Source organism: Microbulbifer sp. ABF4_148, assembly GCF_056158985.1.
The window spans coordinates 2,141,238-2,158,294 of sequence record NZ_JBSWUI010000001.1 but is presented as its reverse complement, the minus strand read 5'-3'; the positions used below and the strand labels follow the sequence as shown (position 1 = coordinate 2,158,294).

General features: G+C 56.3%; 15 protein-coding genes. 5 read left to right on the top strand and 10 right to left on the bottom strand.

Annotation, left to right across the window (positions count from 1 at the left end; all coding sequences use genetic code 11):
* The first annotated feature begins 1 nt into the window (after nt 1).
* The 3 genes from ACXAD0_RS09375 to ACXAD0_RS09365 are packed head-to-tail and all read left to right on the top strand — an operon-like array spanning nt 2 to nt 3,305.
* Complete coding sequence (locus tag ACXAD0_RS09375; protein ID WP_475088126.1) at nt 2-1,252, top strand: acyl-CoA dehydrogenase family protein; 1,251 nt, start codon at nt 2-4, stop codon at nt 1,250-1,252.
* Complete coding sequence (locus ACXAD0_RS09370; RefSeq protein WP_475088125.1) at nt 1,249-2,301, top strand: phosphotransferase; 1,053 nt, start codon at nt 1,249-1,251, stop codon at nt 2,299-2,301. The genes ACXAD0_RS09375 and ACXAD0_RS09370 overlap by 4 nt, the downstream gene beginning before the upstream one ends.
* 2 nt (nt 2,302-2,303) lie before the next feature.
* Nucleotides 2,304-3,305 (top strand): alpha/beta hydrolase, encoded by a 1,002-nt coding sequence (locus tag ACXAD0_RS09365; RefSeq protein WP_475088124.1) that lies wholly within the window; start codon nt 2,304-2,306, stop codon nt 3,303-3,305.
* Here the strand turns inward: ACXAD0_RS09365 and ACXAD0_RS09360 are convergent.
* The 8 genes from ACXAD0_RS09360 to ACXAD0_RS09325 all read right to left on the bottom strand — a co-directional run bounded on the left by ACXAD0_RS09360 (nt 3,265) and on the right by ACXAD0_RS09325 (nt 12,771).
* Nucleotides 3,265-4,245, bottom strand: coding sequence for an NAD(P)H-dependent flavin oxidoreductase (locus tag ACXAD0_RS09360; RefSeq protein ID WP_475088123.1), 981 nt, complete (start codon nt 4,243-4,245; stop codon nt 3,265-3,267). The two genes, ACXAD0_RS09365 and ACXAD0_RS09360, sit on opposite strands and share 41 nt — an antisense overlap.
* An 82-nt stretch (nt 4,246-4,327) precedes the next feature.
* Complete coding sequence (locus ACXAD0_RS09355; protein ID WP_475088122.1) at nt 4,328-5,131, bottom strand: SDR family NAD(P)-dependent oxidoreductase; 804 nt, start codon at nt 5,129-5,131, stop codon at nt 4,328-4,330.
* A gap of 50 nt (nt 5,132-5,181) precedes the next feature.
* Nucleotides 5,182-5,973 carry an enoyl-CoA hydratase/isomerase family protein gene (locus ACXAD0_RS09350; protein WP_475088121.1) on the bottom strand — a complete coding sequence of 264 codons (792 nt, stop codon included), beginning with the start codon at nt 5,971-5,973 and terminating at the stop codon, nt 5,182-5,184.
* A gap of 48 nt (nt 5,974-6,021) precedes the next feature.
* A complete protein-coding gene (locus tag ACXAD0_RS09345; RefSeq protein WP_475088120.1) occupies nt 6,022-7,161 on the bottom strand; it encodes a CaiB/BaiF CoA transferase family protein in 1,140 nt (379 codons plus the stop codon).
* A 99-nt stretch (nt 7,162-7,260) separates the two neighbouring features.
* Nucleotides 7,261-8,043 (bottom strand): SDR family NAD(P)-dependent oxidoreductase, encoded by a 783-nt coding sequence (locus ACXAD0_RS09340; RefSeq protein WP_475088119.1) that lies wholly within the window; start codon nt 8,041-8,043, stop codon nt 7,261-7,263.
* 60 nt (nt 8,044-8,103) lie between these two features.
* Nucleotides 8,104-9,282, bottom strand: a complete 1,179-nt coding sequence (locus tag ACXAD0_RS09335; protein WP_475088118.1) for an acyl-CoA dehydrogenase family protein — start codon at nt 9,280-9,282, stop codon at nt 8,104-8,106.
* 48 nt (nt 9,283-9,330) lie between these two features.
* Nucleotides 9,331-11,502, bottom strand: coding sequence for a 3-hydroxyacyl-CoA dehydrogenase NAD-binding domain-containing protein (locus tag ACXAD0_RS09330; protein ID WP_475088117.1), 2,172 nt, complete (start codon nt 11,500-11,502; stop codon nt 9,331-9,333).
* Nucleotides 11,503-11,559: 57 nt separating this feature from the next.
* Nucleotides 11,560-12,771, bottom strand: a complete 1,212-nt coding sequence (locus tag ACXAD0_RS09325; RefSeq protein WP_475088116.1) for an acetyl-CoA C-acetyltransferase — start codon at nt 12,769-12,771, stop codon at nt 11,560-11,562.
* A 198-nt stretch (nt 12,772-12,969) separates the two neighbouring features.
* Here ACXAD0_RS09325 and ACXAD0_RS09320 point away from each other — a divergent pair, with 198 nt between their 5' ends.
* Nucleotides 12,970-13,977 (top strand): AraC family transcriptional regulator, encoded by a 1,008-nt coding sequence (locus tag ACXAD0_RS09320; protein ID WP_475088115.1) that lies wholly within the window; start codon nt 12,970-12,972, stop codon nt 13,975-13,977.
* 167 nt (nt 13,978-14,144) lie between these two features.
* Here ACXAD0_RS09320 and ACXAD0_RS09315 read toward each other — a convergent pair whose 3' ends face one another.
* Nucleotides 14,145-14,882 (bottom strand): alpha/beta fold hydrolase, encoded by a 738-nt coding sequence (locus tag ACXAD0_RS09315; RefSeq protein ID WP_475088114.1) that lies wholly within the window; start codon nt 14,880-14,882, stop codon nt 14,145-14,147.
* Nucleotides 14,883-15,146: 264 nt separating this feature from the next.
* Here ACXAD0_RS09315 and ACXAD0_RS09310 point away from each other — a divergent pair, with 264 nt between their 5' ends.
* On the top strand, nt 15,147-15,707 hold the full coding sequence (locus tag ACXAD0_RS09310; RefSeq protein WP_475088113.1) for a DUF1439 domain-containing protein: 561 nt from the start codon (nt 15,147-15,149) through the stop codon (nt 15,705-15,707).
* A gap of 22 nt (nt 15,708-15,729) precedes the next feature.
* Here ACXAD0_RS09310 and ACXAD0_RS09305 read toward each other — a convergent pair whose 3' ends face one another.
* The gene (locus ACXAD0_RS09305) at nt 15,730-17,025 is read right to left on the bottom strand and encodes a cation:proton antiporter (RefSeq protein WP_475088112.1); all 1,296 of its coding nucleotides are present in this window, start codon (nt 17,023-17,025) and stop codon (nt 15,730-15,732) included.
* Nucleotides 17,026-17,057: the final 32 nt, after the last annotated feature.

The window sequence follows — 17,057 nt, the reverse complement described above, 5'->3', positions numbered from 1 at the left end:
AATGCATACTTTCAGTGAAAAATCCCGGCAACTTCAACACAAGCTCAGTGCTTTTATGGATGAGTATATCTATCCGAACGAGAAGGCCTATGCCGAGCATCTGCACCAGGCGGAAAACCGCTTCGCACCCTTACCACTGATGGATAGCCTCAAAGACAGGGCAAAAGCTGCGGGCCTGTGGAACCTGTTTGTACCGGAAAATCACAGTCACTACTGCAACCACGGGGGCCTGGGTAATTTCGACTATGCACCGCTTGCGGAAATGATGGGGCGCGTCACCTGGTCACCAGAAGTCTTCAATTGCAATGCACCGGATACCGGCAATATGGAAGTGCTGATGAATTACGCTTCCCCCGAGCAGCAATCCCGGTGGCTGACACCACTACTGAACGGTGAGATCCGCTCTTCCTACGCCATGACTGAACCCCAGGTCGCATCAAGCGATGCCACCAACATTGAACTGCGTATCGAAAAGCAGGGCGAAAACTGGGTACTGAATGGTCGCAAGTGGTTTATCACCGGCGCCATGTATGAACGCACCAGGCTGTTCATCGTCATGGGAAAATCTGATCCAGACAACCCGGATCGACACAAGCAGCAAACCCAGGTATTGGTCCCGAAAGACACTCCCGGTATCCAGCTGATTCGACCATTGACCACGCTGGGGTATGACGATGCCCCCATCGGTCACGCAGAGATTGTCTTCGACAACGTACGGGTTCCATTGGGCAATGTGTTGCTGGGGGAAGGCCGTGGCTTCGAGATCGCCCAGGGCCGGCTGGGCCCGGGCCGCATGCATCACTGTATGCGCCTGATAGGCGCGGCACAACGATCGCTGGAACTCGCCTGTGAGCGCGCCGCCTCTCGTACCACCTTTGGCCGCCCTCTGAGCAAGCACCAATCCGTACGCGAGGATATTTCCAGGTGCTTTTCCGAGATTGAAATGGCACGCCTGCTGGTATTGAAAACCAGTCACAAAATGGACCAGTACGGTGTGCCCGCCAGCGTTGATATGATTGCCGCCACCAAGACCACCGTGCCATTGTTAGTACAAAACATTATCGACCGTTGCATGCAAATTCATGGTGCCGGCGGCCTGACCGAAGATTATTTTATGGCGGAAGCCTTTAACTACGCACGCTGGTGCCGGCAGGCCGACGGTCCCGATCAGGTCCACCAGATGGCACTGGGAAAAAAGATCATTGATCGTTATTCCGCTCCGCAAGATGAGCAGCAGGAGCAGAGCTCATGAATGCGACCGCGATGGATATCGAGACAGACAGTCTACAGGCCTATCTGGAGCAACACGTCGCGGGCTTTCAGGGGCCCATGACTGTGACCAAATTTGCCGGGGGACAATCCAATCCCACCTTCCTGATACAGGCGAAGAGTGGCAAATACGTTTTGCGTCGCAAGCCACCGGGCAATTTGCTCAAATCTGCCCATGCCGTCGATCGGGAATTTCGCGTGATGTCGTCCCTGGCCAATACCTGGGTGCCCGTCGCACGGGTTTACCACTTGTGTGAGGACGAGCGCATTATCGGCAGCATGTTTTATGTAATGGAATACATCGATGGGCGTGTGCTGTGGGACCCCGCCCTGCCGGGGCTCACGCCGAGCCAGCGCGCCGCTATCTATGCTGAAATGAACCGGGTATTGGCGGCCCTGCATTCGGTCAATATCGAACGGGTCGGACTCAGTGACTATGGCAAACCCGGCAATTACTTCGAGCGGCAGACCGGGCGCTGGACCAAGCAGTATCGGGCAAGTGAAACCGAAACGATTCCAGCAATGGAGACACTGATGCAGTGGTTACCGGCCAATATGCCTGAAGACGATGGACAGATTGCACTGGTGCATGGTGACTTCCGCCTCGACAACATGCTGTTTCACCCCACCGAACCGCGCGTCCTGGCTCTGGTGGATTGGGAGCTTTCCACATTGGGGCATCCGTTTGCCGATCTGGCCTATCAGTGCATGCAACTGCGCATGGATAGCCAGGGAATAATGCCCGGGCTCGGCGGACTGGATCGGGCCGACCTGGGCATTCCTTCGGAAGCCGCCTATGTCCGCGAGTACTGTGCAAATCGTGGAATCCACAGTATCCCCAACTGGAACTTCTATCTGGCATTCAGCTTTTTCCGCTTCGCGGCAATCTTGCAAGGCGTTAAACGACGCGCCATCGATGGCAACGCGTCCAGTGAACGCGCCGAACAGTTAGGCGCCCTGGTGAAGCCCCTTGCCGATATGGCGATCGAATTGCTCGAGGGCGAACCCAACCTGCCGAGCGGAAGACATTGATCATGATGCCTCTGAAGGTACATCCGGAATTAGCGCCGATCATTCGGTTGATCCCAACCCTGCCATTTCATCGCATGTGGTTTGTCAGAGCCATTCAGTCATTTCAGCGCATATGGCCGACCGCCAGGGGAGCAGACGGCGCGACGATAGAAACCCATGCACTTTCGAACGCGCGCATTCGCCTCTACCAACCGACGGGCGAACGTTCAGGCGCAGCGGTGTTGTGGATGCATGGTGGTGGACTGGTATCCGGGCGGGCAGCCCAGGATGATGCCCTGTGCGCGGCCTATGCGCGGGAACTTGGCCTGGTTGTTGTCTCAGTGGACTATCGCCTCGCCCCCGCACATCCATTCCCCGCTGCACTGGATGACTGCTATGAAGCGTGGCAATGGTTGGTCACATCAGCCGGCCGACTGAATATCGAGTCCACGCGCATAGCGCTCGCCGGACAAAGTGCCGGCGGAGGACTCGCAGCTAGTCTGTCGCAACGCCTGGCTGACGAAGCCAGCATCACGCCTGCCAGCGTCGCCTTGTTTTGTCCAATGCTGGACGACCGCACGGCAACCAACGCAGCGCTTGATCAGCTGAATCATAAAATCTGGAATAACCGCAGTAATCGAGCCTGCTGGTCTGCGTACCTTCGCCAAACGCCAGGTGCACCTCAGGTGGCTCCCTACGCGGTACCAGCGCGACGACAAGACTTATCCGGCTTACCCGAGACCTGGATTGGTATCGGCGATATCGACTTGTTTTATCAAGAATGTCTGACCTACGCGCAGCGCCTCAGCCAATCGGATGTGGACTGCGCGCTCCATGTCGTCGCCGGCGCACCGCATGCCTTTGAAACCATTGCACCCCGCGCCGAAGTCACCCGAAAGCTCTTTGCAGCGAATTTTCGCTTCCTGCAACAATCTCTGGGGCTGCCGACTGGCGAATCAGAAGGGTTCAAGCAGCCAGAAAAATTCAGTCTTCGACCATCAACGACAGCCGCTGACGAATCGTAGCGCGTGCCTCTGACACCATACGTTCGATCAGCACCTGGCAGGTGGGGATGTCATGGATCAAGCCCATCACCATGCCGACGGTCCAGATTCCGTCATCGATATCGCCGCCCTCGATACAGCGTTCCCGTCCGCGCTCTCCCGAAACCAATGGCCGCAGATCAGTAAAATCTGTTTCGCCGGGCTTCGACTCAATACTCAACACTTCCTCTGAAATCGGGTTCCTGAAAACCCGGCAGGTATTCTTTAACGAACGGAACATCAACGTCGTGTGGCGCTCGTCGGCCTCGACCATCGCCTGCTTCATATTTTCGTGCACCGGCGCTTCCTGAGTCGCCACAAAGCGGCTGCCCATGTTCACTCCCTCCGCCCCCAGAGCGAGGGCGGCAGCCATTTGTGTGCCGGTGCCGATCCCGCCTGAGGCAACCATCGGGATCGTCAGCCTGGCATACGCCGCCGGGAGCAGTACGAGATTGGTCACATCATCCTCGCCTGGATGACCGGCACATTCAAATCCATCCACACTGACCGCGTCACAGCCTACTTTCTCCGCCTTGATGGCATGGCGGACCGAAGTGCACTTGTGGATCACCTTGATCCCTGCCGCCTTGAAGGCCGGCATAAACGGCTCCGGGCTGCGCCCCGCGGTCTCCACAATTTTGACACCACTCTCGATAATTGCCTGAGCATATTCCGCATAGGGCGGCGGATTGATAGCCGGCAATATCGTCAGGTTCACACCGAAAGGCTTGTCTGTCATCGAGCGGCAACGGGCGATTTCCTCTCGCAACGCCTCCGGAGAAGGCTGGGTCAGGGCGGTTAGCATACCGAGTCCTCCGGCATTGGAGACGGCGGCAGCCAGCTCGGCGCGCCCGACCCACATCATGCCACCCTGAATAATCGGATACTGAATATCAAAGAGTTCGGTAATTCTTGTTTTCATCGCTGCCGTTTCCATTTTCCGGGACGCACTCAATCGGTATTGAGGCTCCACCCAAACTGTTCATCTCTGTAAATGCGCTTCATCAGATCGGAGCCAGCAGAGATCCCCCATCCACCGGTAACGCCACGCCATTCACGAAAGAGCCCGCATCACTCACCAGTAGCAATAGCGGACCCGCCAGCTCCGGATAACGCCCCAGCCGCTGCGGCACCAGGCGATTGATATAAGCCTGTCCACGCTCCGTAGCGAATTCATCCTGATTGATTGCCGATGCAAAATATCCCGGGCACAGCGCGTTCACGCGCACGCCGTAGCGACCCAGTTCGAGCGCCATGTTTTTGGTGAGCTGTGCGATCGCCGCCTTGGAAACGTTGTAGTCGGTTTTCATCAGGCCAGTGGTGAGGCTGTAGATAGAACCGGTATTGACGATACAACCTTGTCCGGCGGCCTTCATGCGTTTCGCCGCCTGCTGCGCAACCCGCCAAGCGCCATTGAGGTTGGTATCGAGGAGGCGGTCCCAGTCCTGCTCACTCTGTTCGACGAATCGGGTGGGGGGATTACTGACGCCCGCGTTGTTCACCACGATGTCCAGGTTGACGTTGTCTCTGTCCAACTGTTCGAAAGCCATCGCGACGCTCTCGGCACTGGCCACGTCCATCGCCAGCGCATAGGCAGAACTGCCCGAGTCCTGGATCTTGGCCACCAACTGTTCCAGCTTTTCCATGCGTCGCGCTGCAACAATTACCTCGGCTCCGGCCTGTGCGAGCACCCAGGCAAAATAGGCGCCCAAGCCACTGGAGGCTCCCGTGACCAATGCGATCTTGCCCTGTAAAGAGTGCAGGGCACAAACATCCAGTGCATCAAAATCCAATGTCGACTGTTTCATCGCTTTGGGCTCCTCCGGGATTTCCGGTTGCCGGATCGGTATAGGCGGGTCTATTTCCCCTGAAACTTTGCCGCTCTCTTCTCGAGGAACGCCTGCGCCCCCTCCCGGAAGTCCTCACTGCGATAGTGAATATTCTGGGTCTGCGCTTCCCGCTCCATGGTCTCTGCAAGGGTTGCCGTGCTTGCCTCGCGTAACAGCTGCTTGCTGTATTGCAGGGTCAAGGGTGCGAGATCCGTCAATGAGCGTGCCCAACCGAGGGCCTCTTCCTGCAGGTGTCGGGCATCCACAACGCGGTTGGCAATCCCGTAGTGCACACAGTCCTGCGCAGAAAGCCGTTGCGATTCAGCGATCATTTCGAAAGCTTTCTTGTTTCCGAGGCTTCTGGACAGGAACCAGTGTGTGCCCCCGTCCGGTATCAGGCTGATTGCACCAAAAGCCGAATACAGGAACGCATCCTCTGCCATCACCATCAGATCACAGGCCATGGCAATAGCCGCACCAATACCTGCAGCCGCGCCATTGACTGCAGAGATAAAGGGTTTGGGGGATTCGGTAATCGCCTGAAGAATGGGGTGATATTCAGTGCGCAGCTGATGGGTGATAAACCCGTCTTTGTCCGAGTCAGGATATCTTTCAGCGAGGTCGGCGCCCGCACAGAATCCTTTTCCGTTACCTGCCAACAGCACGACTCTCACATTGCTATCGTTATTGGCCGCGCACAGTGCCTGGTGGAGTTCTACCCGCATCATTGCGTTTAGTGCATTGCGAGCTTTGGGACGATTCAGGGTAATAACGGCTACCTGCTCATCCGTATGATAACTGACTGTTTCGTATTCACTCATAACCACCTGCCCCGCTCGATTATTGTTGTTGTGTTGAGTGACTAATCCCTAGGTGCAAATACCTGCTGCCCTCAACGTTGAAATTTGTTCCGGACTGTAGCCGAGCGTCCCGAGGATCTCTTCTGTGTCTTCTCCCGGATGCCGCTGCCCATGCTGTACCACTGACGGCGTGCGACTGAAGCGGGGTGCGGGCGCGGGCTGCTGGAAGCCATCGACTTCCACATAGGCGTTCCTGGCCTGGTTATGGGCATGAACGGGCGCTTCCTCCAGCGTCAGCACCGGTGCAAAACAGGCATCCGTGCCCTCGAGGATCTCGCACCACTCCTGCCGGGTCTTACTGCGGAATACTTCAGCAAAGGCCGCCGAGCAGTCCTTCCAGCTGGCCGGGTCATACTGTCTATCCACTCCGTAGACTTCTGGATCCAGGCCGGCGCGGCTGACCAGCTCCGCATAAAACTGGGGTTCTATCGCGCCGAGGGCAATAAATTTCTGGTCACGGGTTTCATAAGTGTCATAAAAGAAGGCGCCACCGTCGAGCAAGTTGACGCCACGCTCAGCCGAATCCCAGATACCCGCTGCAGAAAAGCTGTGGCACATCCACATCAGGTTGGCAGTACCATCGACCATCGCCGCGTCGACCACCTGGCCTTTGCCCGACTGTTTCGTTTCCAGTAATGCACCGAGAACACCGGTCACGAGAAACATACTGCCGCCCCCAAAATCCCCTACCAGATTCAGCGGCACCACCGGTTTCTCGCCGGGACGACCTATCGCATGAAGCGCACCGGTCAGTGCAATGTAATTCAGGTCATGGCCAGCGCTCTGGGCCAATGGGCCAGTCTGTCCCCACCCGGTCATGCGGCCATACACCAACGCAGGATTTCTTTCGGCACATTCTGCCGGGCCCAACCCGAGCTTTTCCGCGACCCCCGGGCGGAACCCTTCGAGCAATACATCTGCGCGCTCTACCAGGCGTAACAGCGCCTCCCGCCCCTCGTCGCTTTTCAGGTTGAGGATGATCGACTTCTTGCCCCGCGCACTCATATCGTGGGTGTAAATAGGGTCTCTCTGCGGACCGCGCTCTATACGTATGACCTCCGCGCCCATGTCCGCGAGCAACATGGCTGCCATCGGGCAGGGGCCCATGCCAGCCAATTCAATGACGGTATATCCGCTCAATACACCCATCGCTATCCAACCCCGTCGTAAATCTACTGTAAAGAAAACATTGGCCAACTGGCTGGCCGGGCGACAAGCGCCGCTACTGGAACACGCATTCCACCCGGACTACTTGGGCTGCATTCGCACTGCAGCATCCATGCGGATGCACTCGCCATTGATGTAGTCGTTGTCGACAATATGGGCCGACAGCTTGGCAATTTCACTGGTTTTGCCGAGGCGTTTTGGGTAAACCGTAGACGCTTCCAGCGCTTTGTAATAAGACTCTTCAATGGTTTCGAACAGCGGGGTATGGATCAACCCGGGCACGATGGTATTCACCCGGATACCGTAGGGGGCCAGCTCCCTGGCCATGGGGAGAGTCATTCCCACAATCGCACCCTTGGTTGCACTGTAGGCGACCTGACCGATCTGCCCCTCGTAGGCAGCCACAGAAGCGGTATTGATAATCACACCTCGTGCGCCGTCCGCATTGACGGGTTCATTTTCCGCCATCTTCTCCGCCGCTAGGCGGGCCACATTGAACGTGCCCACCTGATTGACCATGACCACTTTCATATACAGTGCAATCGGATGCGGTCCCTTCTTGCCGAACGTCTTACACGCAGGGCCAATGCCCGCGTAATTATTCACAATGTGCAACGCACCAAAGCGCGCTACCACGGCATCGATGGCGCCCTGCACCGACGTTTCATCGGTCACATCGACGTTGAAGAAGGCAATCTTGTCACCAACGTCTGCGCCCAGCTTGTCGGCCAGCGCGTTGCCGGCCTCTTCATTCACATCGAAAATCGCGACGTTGGCACCATCCGCAGCATAGCGCTCTACGGTTGCAGCGCCGAGGCCAGATGCCCCACCTGTGACGATTGCGGTTTTCCCCCGAATATCCATCTTCTGCTCCTGTTGTTAAGTGCAGTGCGATACATCAAGCTAAAACGCCGCGGTACAACGTTACGGCAAATCCCGGTCTACAAACGGCACCGTTTCATTCCTGTAGAGATCACGTCCCACAATCAGTTTCATCACCTCTGACGTACCGGCGTAAATCCTGGTCACCCGGGCATCCGTGTACATACGAGAAATCGGGTATTCATCCATATATCCGGCCCCACCGTGCAACTGCACCCCTTCGTCGACCACCTTGCCGAGCAGTTCGGTGGTCAGCAGTTTGGCCTTGGCCGCATCTTCTGCCGTCAACTGACCCTGGCCGATCGCCTTTACACAATGGTCCACATAGACCTGCTGGATATCGAGCTCTGCGCGCAGGTCGGCCAGCTTGAACTGGGTATTCTGGAAATCGCCCAGGCTCCGGTTAAACAGCTTGCGATCCCGGGTATATGCCAGCGTGACATCAAAGGCCTTTTGCGCCATGGCAAGGCTGCCGACCGCGGTAATCAACCGTTCTTCCGCAAGGCCTTCCATCAGATAGAGGAATCCACAGGAGGGATCGCCCAGCACGTTTTCCTTGGGAATAATGACATTCTCAAAAAACAGCTCGGCAGTATCCTGCGCTTTCTGGCCCATCTTTTTGAGCATGGCCCCACGCTGGAAGCCTTCCATGCCTCGCTCAACCAGGAACAGGCCGACTTTGCGCGGGTCATTGGCAGGATCGGTTTTTGCGGCAACGATCACCAGGTCGGCATTAATACCGTTGGAGATATAGGTCTTGTTGCCATTCAGGAGGAAGTGGTCCCCCTGGTCAATGGCGGTCGAACGCATACCCGCAAGATCGCTGCCGGCATCCGGCTCGGTCATGGCAATGGCGAGAATGGTTTCTCCGCTCACGCACTTCGGCAAAAAGCGCTGTTGCTGCTCTTTACTACCAAAACGCGTCAGGTAAGGGCCAATGAGACGGCTGTGCAGGGTACTGCCCCAATCTCCCGTCAGCGCGTATTGGTTTTCTTCAAGGATGATCTGCTCGAAGCGAAAGTCATTATCGCCGAGTCCGCCGAACTCCTCATCTGGCCAGACCATCAGGAATCCCTGTTCGCCAGCCTTGCGAAAAGCCTCGCGATCGACAATGCCCTGCGTCCGCCATGTTTCCATATGCGGCACAATTTCCTGCTGCAAAAACTTGCGATAGGCGTCCCGGAACATCATTTGTTCCGGAGTGAAGTCACGTTTCAGCATCTCGGCATAACTCCCATGAAATCAGAAGATTGAATCTATCAGGCGGTGTCACTCGAACTCGGCGCCAGAACGCGCCTTGTCCCGCAAAATCTCCGGTGCGGAGAAACGCTCCCCGTAGCGCGCCGCCAACGCTTCACAACGTGCCAGCAGTGCCTGCGGGCCCGTCTCGCCAGCGTACTCATAGGTATTCGCCAGCTGCAAGAATCCACCGGTCCATGCGGGAGCGCCGATACCCATCAGCGACCCTACATTGCCATCCGCCACAGTGCGCAATACGCCCTCCTGCAAACACTTGAGACTCTCGACGACCTGGCGCAACAGGATACGGTCCTTGATATCGTCGTGCGGCAATTCAACCTCGGGATTAAAGTAGAGCTCGTAAAGCTTTGGCCAAATGTGCTTGCTGCCATCTTCGGTATATTCATAGTAGCCTCCGCCATAGTGGCGACCGCCGCGGCCAAATTCACTGATCAGCCGCTCTGACACCTCGGCATTACAGCTGTTGTCTCCAAGGGAATTGGATACCCCCATTTTTTTGTGGGTTTCGGCAACTTTACGCGTGAGTTCCTGGCTAACCTCATCCTGTACTGCCAGTGGGCCTACCGGCATACCAACCTGTTTTGCCAGCGCATCGATCAGGACGGGATTAACCCCCTCGACCAACAAGCGCGCGCCTTCATCCATAAAGGTGCCAAAGACACGGGAAGTAAAGAAACCCAGCGAATCATTCACAACAATGGGGGTCTTGCCGATCTGCCGGGCAAAATCAAAAGCCCGCGCCAGGGTTCGGTCACTGGTCTTTTCTCCACAGATAATTTCGATCAACGGCATTTTGTCGACCGGAGAGAAAAAGTGAATGCCAATAAAGTTATCCGGAGACGCACTGGCCTCCGACAGTAGAGTAATCGGCAGTGTCGATGTGTTGGTTGCCAGCACCCCATCCTTGGCCAGGAATTGTTCTACATCCCTGGTGACCTGGTTTTTCAGTGCGACATCCTCAAACACCGCCTCGACAATCAGGTCACAACCCTGCAGCGCAGCATACTCCGCAGTGGCAGTGATGCGATCGAGAATCACCTGCTTGTCCTGCTCCGTTTTGCGGCCACGCTGGATTTGTTTATCCAGTACTTTGGCACTGTAGGCCTTGCCCTTCTCTGCGGCTTCCGCACTGGTATCTACGAGGACCACCTGAATACCGGTCTTGGCCGCTGCATAGGCAATGCCCTGCCCCATCATGCCTGCCCCCAGAATACCGAGCTTGGTCACATGCGTGCGCTCGATTTCCGCCGGACGACTGATACCACTGTTAATGCTATTGAGCTGAAAGAAACCCGTATTAATGATGTTTTTCGCTTGCGGGGTCGTGACCAGATGCGCAAGTCCGCGAGACTCAATACGCAGCGCCGTATCAAAGTCCACCGAAACCGTATCGCCACTCACTGCCAGTATCCGCTCCGGCGCCGGCAATAGTCCGCGCGTTTTCTGGTAGGTCGCGGCCGGCGCGATTGCCAGAAAGTTGGTGATCGATGGATGCCAAATGTCTCCACCGGGTATTTTGTGCCCCTTGATGTCCCAGGGCTGGGCCCAAGCCGTTGGGTTGTCTTTGATCCACTGTTTTGCCGCTGTGATCAATTCTTCACTGGCATCCACCAGTTGATCGACATACCCCACCTCCAGCGCTTGTGCCGGCTTCAACCGCTTGCCTTCCATCAGGAAAGGCAGGGCTTTCTGCAGTCCCAGCATATGAATGGAGCGCACGATCCCTCCGGCACCCGGAAGCAATCCCAGAGTCACCTCGGGAAAGCCGACAACGACCTTGGGACCGTTCAGTGCAATACGCCGGTTACAGGCGAGACACAGTTCAAAACCGCCGCCCAACGCCGCACCGTTGATGGCGGCAACCACCGGAACCTCCAGTTTTTCGAGACGCCGGAGCGGTGCCTTGATATTTTCCTCCAGCACCTGGAACTGATGTTCCTCACCCCCTTTAGGAACCGCACACAGTTCTTTCAGGTCTCCACCAGCAAAGAAAGTGGACTTTGCCGAGGCGAATACAACACCGGTCAGGTCCTCTTCTGCTTCCAGCTTTTGCGGTATCACCGCCATGGCCTGGCGATATTGTTCATTCATCGCATTCACCGGTCCATCCATATCCATGGTGATGGTGACGATGCCATCGGCGTCTTTTTGATAGACAAAGCCGTGAATGTTTTCACTCATGATTTGTTACCTTGCTCTGTAGTGCCCGTAACCCGTTCAGGTTGCGATGGGCTCCGGTTAAACACGCTCGATGATGGTTGCAATACCCTGTCCGCCGCCCACACACAGTGCGACCAGCGCCCGTTTCAGGTCGCGACGTTCCAGTTCATCCAGAATGGTACTGACCAGCATTGCGCCAGTTGCACCGAGGGGGTGTCCCATGGCAATCGCACCGCCGTTGACATTGGTCACTTCATGGGAGATATCGAGGTCCTGCATGAATCGCAGCGCGACGGAGGCAAATGCCTCGTTGATTTCAAAGAGATCAATATCCGCCGTGGTCATGCCTGCTTTGGCCAGCACTTTCTTGGCCGCCGGTCCCGGCCCTACCAGCATGATGGTGGGATCAGTCGCCAGTACAGCGGTTGCCACAATACGACCGCGAGGCGTTAACCCCAGGTCTTTGCCTGCGGTTTCCGAACCGATCAACACCGCGGCCGCACCATCCACAATCCCGGAGGAATTTCCCGGTGTGTGGACATGATTGATCGCGGGGATATCCGGATACTTCCGCAACATCAGGTCATCAAACCCGAGCGATCCCATGGCTTCGAACGACGGCCGCAGTTTGCCCAGTATCTCCATGGTGGACTTCGGCTTGATAAACTCATCCCGGTCGAGAATCGTGACTCCGTTGAGATCTTTCACCGGCACCACAGAGCGATCGAAATAGCCACTCTGCTGCGCGTGGGCCGCGCGTTGCTGGGAACTCAATGCAAACGCATCCACATCTTCCCGACTCCAGCCCTCGAGCGTCGCGATCGTATCGGCCCCAATCCCCTGGGGCACCGCGCCGGTGGCAATATTGATTTCCGGGTCGTTCAACCAGGCTCCACCAGCGGTCCCCATCGGTACCCGTGACATGGACTCCACGCCGCCGGCAACGACCAGTTCTTCCCACCCGGAGGCGATCTTCATCGCCGCCAGATTCACTGCCTCCAGGCCCGACGCACAAAACCGGTCCAGCTGCACACCGGCCACGCTCTCGTCCCAGTCCGCGTACTGGACGATGGTCTTGGCAATATCACCACCCTGCTCGCCAACCGGTGAGACACATCCCATCACCACGTCGTCTACGTAACGGGTATCCAGATCGTGGCGTTGCTGCAGCTCGCGTAGCAAGCCCGAGCCCAGCGCTACCGACTTCACCTCGTGAAGCGATCCATCTTTCTTTCCTTTACCTCTGGGAGTACGAATTGCATCGAAGATATATGCAGTATTTGGTGCCATTGGGAGAACCCCTGCCTGATCAAATTTAGAAACGACACTCACGTAATAATGTACGTTTTATGCATTTTTACTTGCGCCAAACCGCCAAAACAATGACCATGATGGACAAAAATAGACATTTTAAGCCCGCACCAGCTGAACCGGCCTGCCGGCCTGCAAAGGGTTTAAATACACGCCAAATAACGAGGTCCGGCGACCATGCGGGATATTTCTGTACACGTCTGCTTTGTGAAAGCGGCACTCAAGAAGGCTACCGAACAAGGCTATGATGTCGAGCGACTCTTGCGCCGCAGCCGCATTTCTCCGCGATTATTGGAACAGAGCCAGGCCCGGGTAAGCGCGGCGCAATATGCCAAGCTGCAAACGGTCACCATGCATGAAATGGGTGATGAGATGCTGGGCTACTACCCCCAGCCATTCAAGCTGGGACAGTGGTCTGCCCTGTGCCACTGGCTGATCCAATGCAGGACGCTCGGGCAGGTCATAAAACGGTTTTGCCTGTTTTACGACATCCTCAACCAGGGCCTGGCTCCGCGGCTTATGATCGATGGCGATCTGGCCATCGTTGAGATCCGCCAGTCCGCAGAAGACGCACCGCCACTGGAAGCCTATGCCTACGAACTCTTCTGTTTTGCCCTGCATCGGCAACTGTGCTGGCTGACTCAGCAAAACCTGCCTCTGGTCAGCGCTTCCGTCCCCTATCCAAAGCCGACATACAGCGAAGAGTATCGAGCGCTGTTTGCTGGCGCACCGATCGACTATGACGCACCCGTATGCCGCCTGGTCTTCAGGCGGAAACTACTCGAGAAGCCGGTAAAACAAACGCCGCAGAGTCTTGCAGATTTCCTGCGCAAACCGCTCTACAACACGCTGGTCAACAGTTTTCACAGCAAGAGCTGGAGCCAGAAAATCAAGGATGTTATCGGTGATGACCTGAGCATAATGCCGACCTTCGCAGAAATCGCCACGCGCCTGGCGTTAAACCCCAAGCAACTGCGACGACATCTCAATGATGAGGGACTGAGTTACAGTGATCTAAAAGTTCAGATCCGACGCGACCAGGCAATTTATCACCTGTCCCGGCAGCGCACATCGATTGAAGAGATTGCCTTCCTGACAGGATTTTCCGAAGCTAGTGCGTTTATCCGCGCGTTCCGCAGCTGGACCGGCGTCACACCGCTAACGTATCGAAAGGACTTGTCTTAGTGCGAAGCCGGCAAAAAAACACTCCAATATAGAGAAAAGGCGATGTGGAAACGGGCACCAAACATTACGACCAGGCCGTCGTCCTGCGGTAGCTGACCCTCATATTTCGGCAACCTGACAGATTGACCGGCCTTTGCGAGTCAGCTACCCGTTAACGGGTTGCCGCACTATTGAATGAGTTCGACCTGCTTCTCATAAGTGTATGTCTGCAGACCAAAGTGGCCATAGGGATAGGTATAGGAAGCCTGTTCACCGCGAATGCTGCTGCTGTGAATGCCACCGACTGTACAGATCCCACCGTAACAAACAATCTGGTCCGACCAACTTTTGATGCTGAATACCCGGCTGCCAAGGGTTTTCCCGTACAGCCAGTCCAAAAACGGACTGGAAATGGATAACCCATCACGACCACACGTGGAATTGTAAATATTGAACGGATAGGTCCCACAACTGCGCAGGCCGCGATAGGCACCGGCAATACCAACAAATGCATCGACGTCTGCGGCGACCCCGAGTTTGACCACCTGCTGCCCCGCCAACGTCACGCCCATCGAGTGACCGATGATATCCACTTTGCCACTACAGGAAGAGGCGAGCGCATTCACAATCGCGTTGCGCACAGGTGTTTCTTCCGCACCACTATGGTTGTTGCATGCTGCGCAAACTTTTGAACCCCAGCTGGGGCGATAAATCTGGCTGGCACTGTAACCGTTATCGAGTAACTGCTGATACGTATTCCCCCAGTCCGAGGGATCTCCGGTATTGCCATGCACCAGGACAACGTTATCGCGGCATTGTGCCAATGCTCCGGCAGGGAGCAACAGCAGGACACATAGCCCCAGTAGCAAAGCGCATCTATCGATTGCAAATGCACCGCGCCGCCGAATTCGAAGGTATTTGAACATTATTTTTCTCCGTTTCGCTGAACATCAACCAGGTCACTAACTGGATCTGGCATCATATTTTTTATGTATTCGCCGACCCAGAAGAGTCAAACCGCTCTCACTCCCCCTGCTGCCGACAGGTCAATTTCCCGCAGCGCGACAACAAGCAGTATTCGACTTAAGTCGTAGTGAGTTTGAGCGACACAGAGAACAGCCTGGAAGACCTATACTCACAGGTCGATTTCGTCTCCGACGCTATCTGGAAATTTGACTGGGAGTCATCACATGCTGAGAGTACTGACAGTGTTGGCGGTTATCGTTCTGGCGCTTCTGGCAGCGGCCTACCTCTACTTTTCCAATAAGGCGCTCACACTGCATATTACAGAAGCGCAGATTCTGGCGAGCCAGCAAAAGCGTATGCCCGTTGAACGCAGCTATATGTCGATCATTCACCTGCGCCTGCAAAATCCACGGATTGATTTGAATCCGGCCCAAGAGCGAATACACGCCGGCCTCGACTTTACCCTCGAGCTGCGTGCACGAGACGACAGCAGAACCGTGGAGGGCAGCGTCGATCTGTCGGGCAAACCGGATTACGTCTCTCAGGAAGGCGCATTGTTTATCAGGGATATTCAGGTTGAAGACATTCAGTTACCGGGAGACGTACAGGAAAAAGCCGCAAGCACCCAGGCGGCTGCCGCCATCACGACCATCCTGAAAGAGTATTTCAATACCCACCCGGTCTACGAATTGGAAAACGCAGGCTTCAAGCAACGAGTCGCGCGCCTGCTGCTAAAAGACATTGATATTGAGGAGGATCAGCTGGTAATACAGCTGGGTCTGTAGCCGCGGTAAATTCCGACGGAGACTAGGAATCACGTTGCTCCGCGGCGGACTTCGCGCGGGCCTCTAACCCCGCTTCAGCTTCCTGCATATTCCGGATCAGGACCCGACATGTGGTGCCCTGTACCAGCAGGGAGAACAGCACAACGCCGAACACCATCGACTGTACCGTCCACCAGTAGGGCAGCTCAATGGGCAGTGACAGCACCAGTGCCAGCGCAATCACCCCACGCAAACCACCCCAGCCGAGCACCATGCGCCACGGCTTCGGAATCGTCGGCCCCACCAGCCCGCAAAGCGGCGCAACCGTAAAGATAGCCAACGCCCTGGCACCGACCGCAGCGGCAATCGCAATCAGCATTGCCAGCCAGCGCTCGGTAAACATTTCGACGGTGAACAACAGGCCCATAATCACAAAAATCAGCGCGGTAAACATCAGGCTGAGCCAATCCCAGGTCGGCCCCGCATGAATCAGAAAAGTATCCCGCTGTTCCCTCAGGCAGGCGCGGCTCACTATGGCACAGACCATCACCGCGATAATGCCGGATACATGCGCCACGTGCTCTGCCAGGTAAAAGGTACCAAAAGCCGCAAGCACCAGCGCCACCAGCGCTGCGGCGGCAGAGCCGAGAAAAAGCACGATGATGGCAGTTACCAGTCCGCATATCAGGCCTATGGCCACCCCGCCCGCTAGTGTCACCAGAAAGTACAGCGCAATCACGGGCGCACCGCTCAGGGGTTCACCGGTGGGCTCGCCAGCTTCCATCACCGTATGGGACGCAATCGCCAGTACCAGGGAAAAAGCGACGATCGCCGCCGCATCATTGAACAGGCTCTCTCCCTCGACCAGCGTCAACAGATCGTCATCGGCATCGCTGTCACGTAACTTACTGACCACCGCTACGGGATCGGTAGCGGCGAGGATAGCGCCGGTGAGCAACGCCGCTGTCCAGGGAAATCCTGAGGGGTGGTTCATGCCGTAGTAGGTGATCAAGGCAATCACCGCACCACAGATAATCACCCCCAACGTACTGAATAACAGGATGGGCGCGAGCCACCGTCGGAGCGTCGCCGGCTCGATCTGCCAGGCTGCCTCAAAGATGAGGATGGGAAGAATGACGAAGAAAACCAGTTCCTGCAGGTTGCTGGCCCGGATACCGGTATCAAAGTCCAGCAATGGCAACAGCATGCCGGCACCGACACCGGCAATCAGGCAGCCGAGGGTATTGTCCGTGCGCAATAGCCTGGCCAGACCCAGACCGACGACTGCGGCAACGGCCATATACAGGCCCTGGCCAACCAGTGTTGTCACTCCAGACATCCCTGTATACCTCTAGCATCCTTGTTTCGAGC